Here is a 16,574-nt window from a genome sequence, read left to right as displayed (position 1 = left end):
GCTTGTTTGCTAGTGCTTATAAAATGCTCGATTATCCATTCCAAAGATTCTTTCAGAGAACTTACCTTCTTCTGTTTTATCGAGTGCTTTACTTATCATATTAATTGATGCATCTAAAACATCAATATCATGTAGAACTTCGGCTTCCAGCAATTTTGGACGTTCTGGTGATCCGTATTCTAACAGTCCGTGGTGTGACAAGACCATATGGCGAAGCATAACCATATCTTGTGAATCCAAGTCTATTTTCAACTCTTGGGCGGCTTTGACGATTTCTTCATCAATAATAGTAATGTGGCCTAACATATTTCCTTCAAAAGTATACTCAACATCTAAGGTGCCTGATAATTCAATCGTTTTACCTAAATCATGCAAACAAGTGCCAGCAATCAATAAGGCTTTATCTATTTGAGGATACTGATCCGCAATTTTTTCAGCCAAATGAACCATGCTAAGTGTATGGAATGCTAACCCGCCTTGAAAATCATGATGATTAACTTTAGCTGCTGCACTAGTAAAAAATTGGTTATGATATTTTTTAAATAAATATCTGACTACTCTGTTCCAAGCTCCATTGGTGATTTCAAGAAAAATATCTTCAAATTCATTTTCCATATCTGCCCGTTTTATTGGTGCAGTCTGAATGAACTGTGACATATCAACCGTATTAGGGTCCAAAGGTCCTAAGTGATTGATAATAACTTGAGGTTTACCTTGATAAACATCTCTTTTTCCGTCTAATTGGACGACTGTACCTACTCGAAACCTCTTGGCATCATCTTCACTGGCATCCCAAAATTTACCTGGTATTTGACCTGATTTATCTTCAAATACTAATGATAAAAAGTTTTTCCCGTTTTTTGCTAAACGATAATCAGATTTCTTTATAATTGCTTCTAAACTCATCTGTTCGCCGTTTTTATAATCAATGATCTTAGGCATGATCTTCCTCCTTTAAATCCAAAATATGTTTATTATCCATTTCAATTGTTTTTTTAGCTGTAACATAAATTATTTGATTCGTTTTTGAAATATCTTTTACTAATTCTATTATATTTTCCGTTCTCTTACTATCAAAGTCAACAAAAGCATCATCGATCAAGATCGGTAAATTCACTATATCGGATATTTCTTTGATGAAAGCTAGTCTTAGTGAAAGATATAACTGAACCGTGGTAGCTTTAGATAACTCGTGAACATCAAACTTAGTCTTATTTCGATTAGTTAACAGTAATTTATTATCTTGTAATTCGATATTTATATAATTTTCAGTTGTCAGCAATTTAAAATATCTCTTGGCAGTTTCTAACATTTTAGGATAACGATTTTCACTAGCGAGATTTAACATTTCATGAATCCAATTACTAGCCAATTTATCTGCCAGCCATTCATCATACCATTCAACTAGATCAGCTTCATTTTGAGTTAGTTCATCAACAACTTGTCGATATTCTTTATCGTCAAAAATTTGATCTTTTTTAGCTTTTAACGTACCTAATTGACGATTTAACTGATCATTTGTCTGTGCTAAATCTTTCACCTTTTTATCAAGTAAAGCAATCCTATTAGAAAGTTCCTCAAAATTTTTAAATTCCATCAGTTTATTAAAATCACTGCCTAAATATTCTTTATCAGCTCTTAACTGATTAACTAAATTACGTTTATTTTGCTGATCAGAATGTAATTTGGTTAATGTATCCATATTGGCAACTTGATACTTATTAAAAATACGGCTTAAAGTTTGTTGCAAAGTTTGAATTTGCTCATCTTTTGAACTGTTTGAATTTATAACATTGAATTTAGCTTGAATACGACTCAATTCATTAAAGTAATTATCAATATTAACTATTGGATCTTGCGAATTATCGATCAGATTAAGTTTTTGCAGTTTATTTTCCCAAGTGTCCAATTGAAATTCTTGTTGCTGAAGATTTTTCTCTAATGAATTTTGTTCTCTATGCAATTGTTGTAATTGGATCAAACTGGGTTGCAAATTTTTAACAGTTTCAATTGAAATGTTTGAATAACCTTTTTTATTTAAAAAATTCTGTGAATCAATTGGTGTTGTAAGAGATTTTTGTTGATAAATGGCTGAAATTATACTGATCAAAAAAATTATCCCCGCTGCAACACGAAGTATACCCGACATAAAAAAGGTCAATAATAATGCTGCGGCAGAAATCGCTAACAACGGTGTATTTAAAGCTTTCTTAGTTGATTTTAAACTATCTAATTCATCAGTCGTTAATATTTGCATATTCTCATCTAACTGCGGACTTTTAGCAAACAATTGGTCAATTTGATTATCGTTGTTATTCAACGATCGATTTAAATTATCTATTTGAAATTTAATTTGTTGTATATCACTCTTATGATTTTTAATATTATCTAACTCAAATTTATTTGCTGAATAAAATTGTAAATATGTCTGCTCATTAGCGGTTAGATCACTTGTCTGCTGGCTATTATTTATAGTCTTTAATTCCTGATCAAGTCTAAGTGCCTGCTCCCAATCCTGTGTTGAAATTGGATTCGATAGATTCGTGTCACTTATTGAAAGGTGTTGATATTCTTGAAATCTAGACCATTTTTTAGATAGATTTAACAAATCAGTTTGTTCTTTTACAGCTTTTTGATGCACCAATTGATTTTCTTTTGAAGTCTCATTAGTCGAGTCCAGTTGTTCATTAACAGCATTATATGCTGCTTGTTGATTTTCAAAACTGGCCTTTTTTTGTAGAAGTTTTTGATTTTGAACTAAAGCTTGCACTAAAGGCTGTTTTTTCCCACGGCTTTTATATACTTGTTCGCTATCATTTTCTAAATTATCAGCTACTGCCAGCCAATCCTTACTTCCAACCGCTCCAACTGACATTATTTCAGTTTCCAACTGATCTTCAGTCATTTTATAAATCGAGAAAATACTTTCATCATTTAAAACATGTGTATTCTCGTACTCTTCTTTACTAAATCCACCGGTAATTTGTGTTATTAAAGATTCTGGGACTTGCTGATCATCCCTAAATAAGGTTAAATCACCACCCGATTTACCATCAACTCTAATCACAGTCCAAGTAGAATTGCCGTCAAAAAATTCCAATTCTCCACCATATCTACTTGCATGCTTTGGTTTATATTGTTGATACTTATTTTCACCACGATTAGTAGCAAAGCCAAAAAGGATGCTTTTTATGAAAGTCAAAAGTGTTGTTTTTCCAGCTTCATTTGGACCAAAAATAATTTGATAATCGGTAGCAATATCAAATTCTTGGTCGATCCATTTACCGAATCCATATATTTTTACCTTTGTTAATTTCAAACTTATTCTCCGTTATATTTCTTATTGATCGTATTTTGTACCAGTTCTTCCATGTGGGAAAGAAATTCAGGCTGATTGATATGCTTTCTTAAAACTTCATTACCATATAATCGACTATCTAAGTCTTTGATTTCATTTAAATCGAAAGTCTTTTCTTTACTTTCATTCCAATATTTTTGGTCAATTTCAGACAGATTGCTTTTACGACCATACTTTAAATTTATTTTATATAAAATTGCTGGACTATCTTTAAATTGTGTTAACAATTCTCCACGATCAATTGTCTTAACAACGTCAGCGGCATATTTTTGAGCGTTATTTATATCTATCGTGACCAAGTTGTTTTTATCTAACAATAAATTTTTAATTTTTAAAATCAAACTATCAATGGTTTCGTCCTCACTGGCATTGAGGCTTTTATTTTGCCAAGTATAGACTGAACTAGGAATGAATTTAGCAGTAGTTACTTTGTTTTTTACTTCTAATAAATAGAACCCTTTAATTCCTGTTTCGTTTTGATTACGCCCTTGAGTATTTCCTGAATAAATAATATAAGGATATTCATGCAGGATCTCTCGTTTATGGATGTGACCTAGTGCCCAATAATCGTATCCTTTTGATAATAGATCAGAAATTTTAAAAGGAGAGTAATTATTATCCATAACTCCAGCATGTAAAATACCTATTTGATAATCAAAGTTACCGTGACTAGGATACGTGGCGACGACATTTTGATTAACGTGTTGCTGGTAATAACTAAATCCAGTAATACCAACATGTAAACCGTCAGCAATAAGTTCGGCAGTTGAGACATCTTTGCCAAAAACAGTTACGTTATTGGGGAAATTTATTACAGAAAAATTATCTCTAAAATAATCGTGATTTCCATAAATTAAATAAACTTTAATACCAAAATTATTTAGTTGCTCAAATTCATCACGCAAAAACATCTGTGCTTCAAGGGATCGATCTGTGTCATCAAATGTATCTCCTGCCAAAATAATAAAATCTACTTGTTGATCAATAGCTGTTTTAAAGACTTTTTTAGCCACAGTATACGTCGATTGTTTTAAATTTTCTTGTAACTGTTTGGAAAATTTACTAATACTTGAAAATGGTGTATCCAAATGAAGATCAGCAGCATGTATAAATTTCATAATAACTCCTTTAAAAGTACAAAAGCCCGATATTTGCTAAGCAAATACCGGACTTTTTGGATAAGTAAATTTATTTCTCACCTTGATAAATTTCAGCAATTGGTTTTGAAATGATCTTATTTAATTCTTCCATCATGGAATTCATCTTTTGTTCTTTTTCCATCAAGTTTTGAATCTCTGTGTAGTTTTGAAGTTGGTCAGTTAATTGACGCATTGCTTCAACATCTTCATCAGTTATTTCTTGACCTGCCATTTGCTTTTGTTGTAGTTCAAATTGTTTGTTTTGAACCTTATCGAATAGCTTGAAAGCTAAATCATTAGCTTTAACAGCCTCAAAAGCAAGTTTTAAGTCGGCAACCTCTTGTGTCTTTCTTAAATCTTCTTCTAATTGATTGGCACTATCATAAATATTAATCATGTTGTCCTCCTACTGACCAAAAAAACTTTTAATATCATTATACCATTCCGAAGCCTTATCTTTAATGGTATTTACTCCATCTTGGAAGGAATTTGTTGAACTGTCATTATTACTTCCACTATCTTCGTTGGCAATATCTGATGCATCTTTAACATTGAAGGAAGTATTATCAGTATTAGGTAAAATATTACTCATTTCATTCTTAAATAATGATGACACTCCTGTTTCGCTGACACCATACAAGAAATGATCCTTATCAGTGTTATCATATCCGATCCAACTAGCAACAACTACATCAGGTGTATAACCGATCATCCACTGATCCTTAGTTCCTGGATAACCATATGAATTAGGAACTTCGGTACTACCAGTCTTACCAGCGATCTTATATCCTGCTGGTTTAGCTGTTTTACCTGTACCTTCGTTATAAACACCTAACATCATACTTGTCATTTCTTTAGCTGTATCTTTACTAATTATTTGCTTATTAGATGTATCGGTATTATTTACAATTACTGTTCCTGTTGAATCAACAATTTTTGTAATAAAATGTGTCTCTGATAATTTACCTTCATTGGCAAAGGCCGTATATGCTCTTGCCATTTGCATTGGCGAAACACCAGTCTCCAAACCACCTAAAGCTAATGCCAAATTTTGATCGTTTTTATGAACTTTAATACCAAAGTTCTCGACTGAATTGACACCAGCTTTTACACCGATTTTATCCAATAAAGCAACAGCCGGAACGTTTTCACTCTGTGCTAAAGCTTTATACATTGGAATTTCATCTTGGTACAATCCATCAGCATTGGTTGGAGTGTATTTATTTTTACCAAAACTTGTTACTTGATCAGGAAGTTCTGAATCGTAACTATACCCCTTCTCTAAAGCTGGTGTATAAACAGCAAGCGGTTTGATCGATGAACCGGGTTGTCGCTTCATTTGAGTAGCACGATTAAAGCCTCTAAATGTATGGTCACCACGACCACCAACTACCGCTAGTATTCCGCCATTTTTAGGATCGACAGCAATAGAAGCTCCTTGAACAGCAGTACCATCACTAGCATTAGCTGGGAACAAATTGCTATTATCAAACGAATTTTCCATTGATTTTTGCATACTTTGATCCAGCGTTGTATAGATCTTGTAACCCTTGTTTAAAACATCGTCTTCTTTTAAGCCATATTTATTAACGGCTTCAGCAATTACTGCATCGAAGAAATATGGATATTTATAAGAATTACCATCATTGTAATTATCATCCAAATTAATTGGCTGGCTTTGATAATATTTAGCTTGTGATTCTGACAACTTATTATTTTGAACCATCAAGTCCAAGATCAAATTACGTCTTGATTCGGAATTATTATAGTTATTGATTGGATTATACATGGTAGAACCCTTTAAAGTAGCTGCTAAAACAGCTGCTTCACCCGGATTCAATTCACTAGCACTTTTACCAAAGTATTTTTCTGAAGCATCTTGAACACCCCAGACACCATTACCAAAGTAAGTATTGTTCAAATACATTGTTAAAATATCTTTTTTGGAATAAACACGATTAATTTCAATTGATAAAAACAATTCTTCACCTTTACGAGAAAGAGTTTGTTTTTGAGTTAATAAGGCGTTTTTAGCCAATTGCTGCGTCAAGGTACTACCACCACCGGTAATTCCATGATGAATCAAATATCCTAAAGCCGCTCTGGCATATCCTTTGATACTGAAACCTGGATTAGTCCAAAATGTACGATCTTCAGTTGAAATAACTGCATTTTGTATATTTGGTGAAATCTTCTTTAAACTGACATAGGTTCCTTTACTAGCATATAATTCACCAGCGTCATCCCCATCTTTATCAACCACCGTCGTCTTTGTTTGTAATGACGATTGCAAATTTTCAACATCAGCTGATTTGGCTTTAAAAGTCCAAAAGGAACTAAGTATTAAAATTAACGTTAGAAAAAGTAAAATTAACCAACGAGTAATTTGGAATCTCTTCCAATATTTTCTTATGAAGGCCCAAACAATGGCTAATTTTGGTTTTAACCATTCCCAAAACCTATTATTCTTATTCATCTTACATACCTCTGTAAGAACAAATTTTATCATATAATTGCGTACTTTTTGAATTACAATTAAAATCTTAACCAGAGGTAAATAAATGTATCAAAAAAAAGTTGTCTATAATCAAGTTGGATCAGAGGAATTATCAGTACGTGAACTACTCAAAAAATGGCTAGTCCCAAAAAAATGGCAGCATTTTTTACGAGTAGAACAAAAAGTATTGATCAATGGAAGCTACCAAACTTTTAATACGATTGTTAAAGATAAAGATGTTGTAACTATGAACTTTGATTTTTCTCCTAGAACAAATTTACAAAAATACTTGCCTGGTCACAGTAAACTCAATATAGCTTATGAAGATGACGACATAATAGTTGTCAATAAACCCGCTGGACAAAAGACTCACCCTAACTTAAACCGTGAAAACGATACACTGTTCAATGACGCTGAAAGTTATTTAAGTCAAAAAAACCAACATCCCTACATGGTTCATCGTATTGACCAAGAAACTTCTGGATTAGTTCTCATTTCAAAAACACCATATCTAGTTCCAATATTTAATCGTCAGCTTAGCAGTAAGATTTTACAAAGAGAATACCTTGCAGTTGTAGACCTCAACCAACCGATCAATACTGCTGGAACAATTGATCAGCCGATTGGGATTGATCCTAACGACAAACGAAAAAGAATGGTTAGAAACGATGGTCAAAATGCCAAAACAGACTATCATCTACTTAGTAAAAATTCTAAACAAGCTTTGATCGACTTGAAATTATACACTGGGAGAACTCACCAATTGCGAGTGCACTTGTCAAATCAAGGTTGGCCAATCGTCAATGATCCACTGTATAATTCCAACCATAAAACCGGACCTTTAAAGCTATTTGCTTATAAATTAAGTTACCAAATCCCTTTTTCCACGCAAACTAAAGTTGTTCAAGTGCAAGCACCAAACATCATAACGAAAAGTGATTAATCTTTCACCTTTTCTACAATTCGATAAACAAAAACGTAACCTGGAGAACCTGGTGAAGCAAAGATCGGTACTTGGTTAACAACTGAAACTCGGTATCTTCTCCTATTAATTAGGAAGTGCAACAATACTAACAAGAAAGTTATCCCTGATATAAATAGACCAATTTTTTGAATCAATGTATGATCGTATTGAATTTTGACCATACCACTACCGCTTAGATTTATTTCTGCCAATCCTAGTGCTGATATTTTAGGTACAGTGGATTCGCCCGAACCATAGACCTCACTTTGATAGCCTTTATAATAAATTAAAGGTAATTGGATCTTTGCAGATTTTTTGAGTGTCTTGAAATCAAAGGCAATATATTGACGATTGATCGTTGGATTTTGGATAGAAATATCAGATTTATTATAATCAAGAACACGATTTTTATGTTGTCTGATCTCTGAATAATTAACCTGACTTGGTAAATATTCATGTCCAGCTCCAATATAATAACTATCAATTTGATTAAAATCAGAATAACTATCTAGCTTTTCTTTAGATTGGGCAACAGTTTGTTGAGATAAACTAAACGTAAAAATTGCCAAAAGTGCCAAGAAGGCATATGTAAAATATCTTTTAGAAAATAGATGTAAGTCATCATTTACTAACAAATAAGCTGTTATTAAGGAAATAATTGAGAAGAAGCGCCATGGAAACTGAATAACCGCAAAAATTGAGTGATTCATTAAATGCCATGGAAAAATATTCGTACAGGCAAAAAGTAAAAATAACGCAATAACAGTTAAATCTAAATTATTTCTTTTAATAAAGTTATAAATCGTATAAACAATTAAACTTACAAAAATTATGACCCCAATATTCACTGTATCGCCATGAAAAACAGAATTCAGCAAAGAATTCTTAGCTAAATCCGATGCAGGAAATACTTGTCCTACAATATTGATCAACGGATCAGTCGTCAGTGCATATTTTTGCCCGTACATTTGTTCAAGGATGGGTAAATATATCATTGCCGTTGCGCCAATAGTTAATAAAGCTGCTTTAATAAGAGCAACGATTTTTTTCTTATTCAAAAAGTATTTAGCATTCAAAATAACGTACATTGCGACAAAGATAATTGCCATAAATAAAGAAATCGTATGTGAACAGCCTATACCTATCATGGCAAACGCTAATACGTACCATTGTCTAAAATATCCATTTTTAAAGTTCATTAATTCTGACAATACTAGTGGAAAAAATATTTGTCCTAATAACTCGCCAAGATCTTGACGACTGTATAAAGTCTGTAAGCGATAAGGATTTAAAGTATAAATAAGTGTGAACAATAAAGCTCTTTTGGTGGAAAAGGACATTCTCTTTCCGGCAGTATACCCTACCCAAAGCGTAGCTAAATTGATCAAAAATAATGTAAATAAATAAGTGATCACCGGACTGGCACCGAATACTCTCAATAAAGCTGGTAAATATAAAAATATATCTGGATAAAAAAGACTTGATGCATAACCATAACCGCCAATAAAATGACCATCAACTTTGGGCCAGAAATCAAAATGTTTCATTGAACCCGCCAATGTCTCAATTCGGTCAAGGTGGTAATGATAATCACCTGTCGCAAAAATATATCCAATATGCCAATCGACTAAAGCAATTAACACGATACTGATCAAAATGAAAAGTGACAGAATGAAATAATTTTTTCTAATTAATTTATTCATAAAATTCCACATCTTTATCTACAATTTGTTTAAACAAATTTTAAACAAAAGTGAAAAATAAATCCAATATTAACTACAAATTATTTTTATAATCTCTACTAAAAAAATGAACCTGCGACAAAGTCACAAGTTCATTTTTTTATTTTCCAATATCGATCCTATCAATAATCTTACGTGCATCATCGGTAGTTTTAGTTTGCATCAAATCATTTCTGATTGCAGATGCTCCTTTCATACCACGGACATAGATCTTAAAAAAGCGTTGTAATGGTGCAAAATGACCAGGGATTCCCATAGCCACGAACTGATCGTATAGATCTAATTGGTAGCGCAATAACCCTAACAATTCATGCGTTGAATGCTCTTTAGCGGTTGTTTCAAAAGCAAAAGGATTGGTAAAAATTCCACGTCCGATCATAATACCGTCAATTCCAGGATGTTCGTGATAAAGTTTCATCCCTGCTTGATAGTCAGCAATATCACCATTAATTTGTAAAAGAGTATCTGGTGCAATCTCATCACGCATTTTAACTAGATCATCGATCAATTCATAATGGGCCGGAACATTACTCATTTCCTCACGAGTTCTAACATGGACCGTTAAAACTGGAACTTGTTGTTCTAACAAAAATGGAATCCAAGTTTTGTATTCATCCACTTCGCTATAACCGATTCTAGTCTTAACCGTTACAGGAAGATCTGACTGACGTGCGCCTTCGATAACTTCTTTAGCACGGTCAAAATGGCGGATCAAATCACTTCCGCTATGATTTTTAATTACCGCAATATCAGGACAACCTGTATTAACATCGATTGCTTCGTAGCCCTGCTTTTTTACTTCTTTAGCAGCTTTAGCGAAATCCTCAAAATTATTGCCCCACAATTGAACGATTGGCTTAGGATCTTCTTTGGAATCGATATATAATCTGCCTTTAGTCGTTTCTTTAGCTTTAGGATGCGTAATACTTAGTGCATTAGTAAATTCAGTATATAAGACATCTGGTGATGCAGCTCTTTCAACTACACGACGAAAAACCGAACCAGTTACAGCTTCCATTGGCGCCAGACTAAAAAATGGCCGATTCTCTTTTTTTGCCTTTTCTGCGATGCGATTCCAGTAAGGTGACTGGGTCACAATCTCATCTCCAATCAAAATAGTTAATTATAACTTATCAACTATACCGATGTCTTACTAGTTAACGCAAGTTTTTAATCTAAAGATTGTAAAATAATCCATACTTAGGATACAAAAAAGATGCGACTTTCGTCACATCTTTTTTCGAATATTAACGCTTACGTCTAAATCCAAATGTACCAATGATTGCCAGCAGGGATGCTCCTAAAATTCCCAAAACTCCACTTCTGGACAATCCTGTTTTAGGTAGAAATCCTTCACTACTTGCTTGAGTCACTGAAGTATTTGGTGTAGTAACTGGTGTACTTACTTCTTTTGTTAATTCTTCTACTCTAGTTGCTTTCAGAGGATTTTCTGAAGCACTTTCCACTTTAACTGTATCTGGAGTAGTTTCTTTTTCATCTTTTTCTTCCTTTTCAGGATCTGGTGTTAACTCTGGGAATGGATTTTCCGCGCCACCATCTGTTTCTGGTCTAAATGGGTCTTCTGGATCAATTGGGTCTGTTGGGTCTGTTGGATCCACTGGATCTACTGGATCTGTTGGGTCTATCGGATCTGTCGGATCTACTGGGTCCACTGGATCTACCGGATCTGTTGGGTCTGTTGGGTCCACTGGATCTGTTGGATCTACTGGATCTGTTGGGTCCACTGGGTCTGTTGGGTCCACTGGATCTGTCGGATCTACTGGATCTGTTGGGTCCGTTGGATCCGGATCTGGATAAGTAGTAACCTCCCTTGAACCGTCCTGAAGATCCCATCTATGAGTCTCTCCACCCTTAATATTAACGACTTTAGCTACAATGTTACCATCTAAATTTTGTTCAACAACAATATCAGCTTTAGGTGCTAAGACGCTTCCTTGAAAAGTCGCATTCATCGTAATCAAACCGTAGAATAAGTTGTCTTCTGATGTACTGTCATAAAAATTCCACAGTAAATGATTGTCCTCAAATTTATCTGTTTCTTTGTTGTATCTATACTCCCCGTTACTATATCTAATCTTAATGGGTGCTCGCATATCAATGTTATCATCACCCTCATTATCAACATTAATAATTACAGTTGTACCGTCAACTTCATCACTTATGCCATCAATTGTTAACGGACGATCAAGCGTTAAAACATCAGCAGAAATATTGATCACGATTTCGTTGTCAGCATTCGGAGTATAGTCTCGTAAGTTGATCACACGATTATTTTCATTTGGAAAATCCGCTCTAGTAAGTTTTTCTCCATAACTTTCCATCTGTGACAACTCACTTGATTGTACGCTTAGAAATTTAAAAATTGTATCAAAATCAATATATTTATTATCATCTTTGTCTTGATAAATTTCATCTTTAGTTAAATGATCCAAACTAATTCCATTCACCGTCATAGTGGTTCCTGAAACATCAAGATTTAAACCATTACCAAAAACAACTTTGTTTTCTCTATTATCATTTTTATCTATAAACGAACTGTTAGCGATTGAACTTAAATTTTGAATGTAATGAATATCTCTTTCCAAAGTACCTTCATGAATACCAGTTCCAAAATTGGATGTTCCGCTTAACACACCGACGGCTAAATTACCGTGAGTATGTGCTGTTAAGTGAGCTGATTCAGCAAAAATATGAAAGTAGGCTGCATAACTTAATAAGTTAAGCGGTGCCGTCGGAAAGTCCTTATCAACGGTCAAGCCATCCTTCACATCAGCATTATTAGCTCTAGTTTGAATGCTGAAATTTTGTTGCAAATTATCTATATTAGTTTCCGCATATATTTTTCTAGTTCTCACAAGACTAGGTAACATGGGAGCGTAGATGACTGACTTAGCCAACCCAATTCCCATCGATAAACCTGTTGCCGTCATAATTACTCTTCGCTTCATAATTTCACTTCCTTTTTCATGATTTTTATTATAATTATATTTTATAAATTTACTTGTAACTTTGTCACGTTTAAACACAACGAAAACTGGAAATTAATTTCTAATTTCCAGTTTCTTCATTAAATATAGTTTTTAAATTTTTTTCTAAAATATAAGACTAAAACGATGATTATTCCAATTCTCAAGGCTTGAATTACCAAGTAAGAACTAAAAAACATTACTATCAAATGTTCAAACATAAGACCACCTCTAATAACTTAATAGGATCCTTCCCTGCGAATGATGATTTTTCGATAAGGCTTGTGCTGTTCTTACATCCCTAAAATTAAAGATATTTTGAATATATGCCTGTAATTGTCCACTCGATAGCATATTTAATAGATTTTCATAATCTTTAGGAAAAATACGAGGCTGAATGAATTGTCCAAATTGGTCATTCGCTATTGAAAATATCCTTCTATCTGGGAAAACTTCAGAAATAATTTTAAGCAGATTAATATTTCCGGCCGTATCAACTATCTGAGTAATATCCTTATGGTTTAACAGCTGCTTTAATACATTGGATGAATAATCAATGACTTGATCAGCTCCAATCTTCTTTAAAAATTCAAGGTTAGAACTATGTCCTAGCGCAACAACTTGTACATTTTTAAGCTTTAGCAATTGAATCAAATAAGTTCCTATCCCGCCTGAAGAACCGGTAATCAAAATTTTTTCATTCGCCTTAACTTGTAATTTATTAATTATTCCTAATGCCGCATCAGCACCACCGATAATCGTTGTCGCTTTTGATAGATCAACTTTATCTGGGACTTTAAACAGCAAAGGCGGTATTTTTGAATCTATTAATGCACTGTTGGAACCAGACATTGATGCTCCAATTACTTTTTGACCAATTAATTTACTGCTCCGCAAACTGCCGACGTTTTTAACAATTCCGCCAAACCCATACCCTATAATGATCGGTAATCTTAACGGACGGATATTTTGTAATTCACCAGATTCCGTTCGCCAATCATAAGGCAGGACCGGTGTATATTTGGTTTCTACCAAAACCGACAGTGGACTTATTTTCGGATCGGCAATTTCTTTGATTTTTAAATCTTCAATTCCATTAAACGAATCTTGAATAATTGCTTGCATGATAATCTCTCCTTTTGTTCACCAAAAATATAACAAGAAACAATTTTTCAAGATAATAAGAGTTCTTATATTAGTAGATTCAATTTTCATAAAAAATAACATGATATATAGGATACAAATATATTTATTATGATTTATAATTAATGTGAGAGAGTTTTTGTAAATAACATCAGTTAAATTATTTCTATTCATTCCATAACCACAGGGGGATAAAAATGAGATTAATTAAGGCTATTTTTAAAATATTTCTTGCATTATTTATAAACATTTCAATAATTTTGATTTCTAATCAATTCAATACAATTGTCAATGCCGCTATGACCTCTATAACAAATTCAGCCGTTTTTGATAGTGCTAATCGTATGGCAAAGTTTGATGGCATAGATAATTGGGACTTGCAACCTGGTCAACCACCTAATGAAATCGGGCGAATTCCTATTGGGGGCAATGTGTCACTTGGCTACACTTTTGGTGCTGCACGTGATGCTACCGGTAAAGTAGTTGGCGGTGATACAACTATTACTCAGGAAAGTACTGTTACTAATGCCGTTCTAGGTCCAAATAGTAGCGCACCTTCAATTACTAATTCAAAGGTTAATATTTTCTTAGATATAAATGGCCAATACTACGGTATTTTACATCAAGGAAAAAACTCATATATTGGTGATGGAGGTACACCTCAAACGGCTTCAGATACCTCAATTGATTTTGCTTTACCTACTGGTAATCTAGACTCAGAATTCTACAGTTCTTCCAATATTCTTGCAAAATTAGTTCCTATTTCTAGTACATATAATGGTTGTACCAAACTATTCTTCAAAGGATCAGATGCCAACGGAAGACCAGCATATAAATTAGCCGGTTACTATGCAAAATCAAGTATCTATGTAGAAATAGTTTTAAAAGCTGATCCTAGTGGTGCACCTATCGTCCGGCGTGAATTGTACATATATAACGCAAATTCCGCGAAAAAATTCCAAGTATTTTATGGCGAAGATACTGGTCTTGATCCAAACAATGATTCTTCCCAAGCTGTGGATAATGTCCCAATGTACTCAATGGGTAATAAACAAGGTTTATATCTATTAAGCGGGGTGGATGAAAACGGAGACAAATACGATCCCGCTTCAAAATTGTTTATTTCTAATGATGTCAATAATGGATTTAAGGATTTTATGGGTAGAGTTTTAACTAACCCTGGTAATTGGGGTGTTAAGGGTAAAACCGGCAGTGGAAATGCTCCTTCAATATCTAGCCCTACTCTTCCCTGGGCTTCAAACCCCACCTCAACACAAAATGGTGACACTGATACTGCACTGGATACCAATCTTTTACGCACTACTCTTGCCGGACAAGAATATGATGTCGTTGATGGTGATGGAAAGCAGGATTCTGCATATACATTAAGATGGCCTGAAGTATCCATAAAAGCAGGTGAGATAAAGGGATTTTCTGCTAAAATTGGAGCAACTATTAAGGGAATTTCTATACCTTCAATGAAAATGACATATAAAAATTTAAACCGCTCAGACGGTACAAATCAGGTAAATGATAAATTAGAGTTCACAATTAAAGTCCCAAATGACGGTTATGACTCGACTTGGATAATAAATCATCTTTTAGATGTTCTGCCACAAGGATTAACGCTTGATCCTTCAACAGTTGGTATTAAAGACAATTCGATAGACTACGATCCTAATTTAGCTATTAAAGATGGAACAACTGGGGTGTTAACTTTTGAGGCAACTATCAATAACACTGCTCCATATAACTTAGACTCCAGTGGAAATTTGATCAACAAGGCTAGTGTGACTGGTAATAATAGTGGTAAAGATGATTCGATAACACTTACTGATAGTGTCAAAATACCTGTGGAAACCCCAAGTTTTAAATACCGGTTCACGGAACAATTAAGAAATAATACTGATGATCCTAATGGTACTTTCACTAACAGAGTTGACGCTAAAGCCGGAGATATTATTGATTATAAAGTCAACTTTGTTAGCAATGGATCTAGTACTGTAACTAATACAAGTTTTTATAATACACTTGGAACAGATGGCTTAGAGGTAGTACCTAATAGTGTTACCTGGAATGGTGGTCCCGGTGATGACGGACTATACTTCCCACTTGGGAATCTTACTAATGGCGTAACATATACCATTTCTTTCCAAGCCAAAGTTAAAAAAGACACACCTGAATCTTCAATTTCCAACAAATCCACTCTAATATATTTTCTTGACGGTGGTAATCTGAACTACCGTACAGACACAGAAGAACCCGCCATAGTGGATGTTAAGAATCCAAGAACAACTTCATTCAAGGAAGTACCATCCCAAATTAAATTTGGTACTGTTCATAGTTTGAATACTGATCGTCTCTTAAAAAATATCAGTACCATCGGTAAATTACGAGTTAGTCATACTTCGGATACACCATTTCAAGTAAACGTTAGTTATGACGGCAGTGGTGATAACTCTCTTTCTAGTAATGGTAATAAACTAGTTCAAGATGATGGGCATACACTACTAATTAATCAAGCTCAAACTGATGGAAATACTTGGCAACCACTGTCAACGGCGCCTATCCCAATCAATTCTGATGGTTTTGCTGGATCATATGATGATCTTGATTTAACTAATTATGTTGATACGAATAAATGGCAATTACGTGTGCCTGGCAATAGCCAAGCCGGAGAATATAACGGTATTATTACTTGGTCAATTGCAGATACATTGTAAATAGGCGATATTAATTAGACT

General features: G+C 33.9%; 11 protein-coding genes. 2 read left to right on the top strand and 9 right to left on the bottom strand.

The genetic code is table 11. The features are described from left to right. Nucleotides 1-9: 9 nt before the first annotated feature. The 5 genes from EKM77_RS00130 to EKM77_RS00110 form a co-directional block, all read right to left on the bottom strand. Nucleotides 10-942: a 3'-5' exoribonuclease YhaM family protein gene (locus EKM77_RS00130; RefSeq protein ID WP_125591435.1), complete on the bottom strand. Its 933-nt coding sequence runs from the start codon at nt 940-942 to the stop codon at nt 10-12. Continuing rightward, nucleotides 935-3,319 carry an ATP-binding protein gene (locus tag EKM77_RS00125; protein WP_164507675.1) on the bottom strand — a complete coding sequence of 795 codons (2,385 nt, stop codon included), beginning with the start codon at nt 3,317-3,319 and terminating at the stop codon, nt 935-937. Before EKM77_RS00125 ends, EKM77_RS00130 begins: the two co-directional genes overlap by 8 nt. Nucleotides 3,320-3,321: 2 nt before the next feature. Further along, nucleotides 3,322-4,476, bottom strand: a complete 1,155-nt coding sequence (locus EKM77_RS00120) for a metallophosphoesterase family protein (RefSeq protein WP_125591431.1) — start codon at nt 4,474-4,476, stop codon at nt 3,322-3,324. A gap of 70 nt (nt 4,477-4,546) precedes the next feature. Next, complete coding sequence (locus tag EKM77_RS00115) at nt 4,547-4,894, bottom strand: YlbF family regulator (protein WP_164507674.1); 348 nt, start codon at nt 4,892-4,894, stop codon at nt 4,547-4,549. A 9-nt stretch (nt 4,895-4,903) separates the two neighbouring features. After that, complete coding sequence (locus EKM77_RS00110) at nt 4,904-6,973, bottom strand: PBP1A family penicillin-binding protein (RefSeq protein ID WP_125591429.1); 2,070 nt, start codon at nt 6,971-6,973, stop codon at nt 4,904-4,906. 85 nt (nt 6,974-7,058) lie between these two features. On the opposite strand from EKM77_RS00110, the gene EKM77_RS00105 reads away from it, so the two are divergent. Then, nucleotides 7,059-7,937, top strand: a complete 879-nt coding sequence (locus tag EKM77_RS00105) for an RluA family pseudouridine synthase (protein WP_125591427.1) — start codon at nt 7,059-7,061, stop codon at nt 7,935-7,937. On the opposite strand, the gene EKM77_RS00100 is transcribed toward EKM77_RS00105, so the two are convergent. The 4 genes from EKM77_RS00100 to EKM77_RS00085 form a co-directional block, all read right to left on the bottom strand. Continuing rightward, on the bottom strand, nt 7,934-9,661 hold the full coding sequence (locus tag EKM77_RS00100) for a hypothetical protein (RefSeq protein ID WP_125591425.1): 1,728 nt from the start codon (nt 9,659-9,661) through the stop codon (nt 7,934-7,936). The genes EKM77_RS00105 and EKM77_RS00100 overlap by 4 nt on opposite strands. A 139-nt stretch (nt 9,662-9,800) precedes the next feature. Beyond that, nucleotides 9,801-10,796 (bottom strand): tRNA dihydrouridine synthase, encoded by a 996-nt coding sequence (locus EKM77_RS00095; protein WP_125591423.1) that lies wholly within the window; start codon nt 10,794-10,796, stop codon nt 9,801-9,803. A 151-nt stretch (nt 10,797-10,947) separates the two neighbouring features. Then, nucleotides 10,948-12,669: a collagen-binding domain-containing protein gene (locus tag EKM77_RS10990; protein ID WP_125591421.1), complete on the bottom strand. Its 1,722-nt coding sequence runs from the start codon at nt 12,667-12,669 to the stop codon at nt 10,948-10,950. A 249-nt stretch (nt 12,670-12,918) separates the two neighbouring features. Next, nucleotides 12,919-13,812, bottom strand: coding sequence for a zinc-binding dehydrogenase (locus EKM77_RS00085; protein ID WP_125591419.1), 894 nt, complete (start codon nt 13,810-13,812; stop codon nt 12,919-12,921). Nucleotides 13,813-14,027: 215 nt separating this feature from the next. Here EKM77_RS00085 and EKM77_RS00080 point away from each other — a divergent pair, with 215 nt between their 5' ends. After that, nucleotides 14,028-16,553 carry an isopeptide-forming domain-containing fimbrial protein gene (locus EKM77_RS00080; RefSeq protein WP_125591417.1) on the top strand — a complete coding sequence of 842 codons (2,526 nt, stop codon included), beginning with the start codon at nt 14,028-14,030 and terminating at the stop codon, nt 16,551-16,553. Nucleotides 16,554-16,574: the final 21 nt, after the last annotated feature.

Source organism: Companilactobacillus baiquanensis, assembly GCF_003946605.1.
Lineage (GTDB): Bacteria > Bacillota > Bacilli > Lactobacillales > Lactobacillaceae > Companilactobacillus > Companilactobacillus baiquanensis.
The sequence above is the reverse complement of the archived record's forward strand: the minus strand, read 5'-3'. Positions and strand labels throughout refer to the sequence as shown.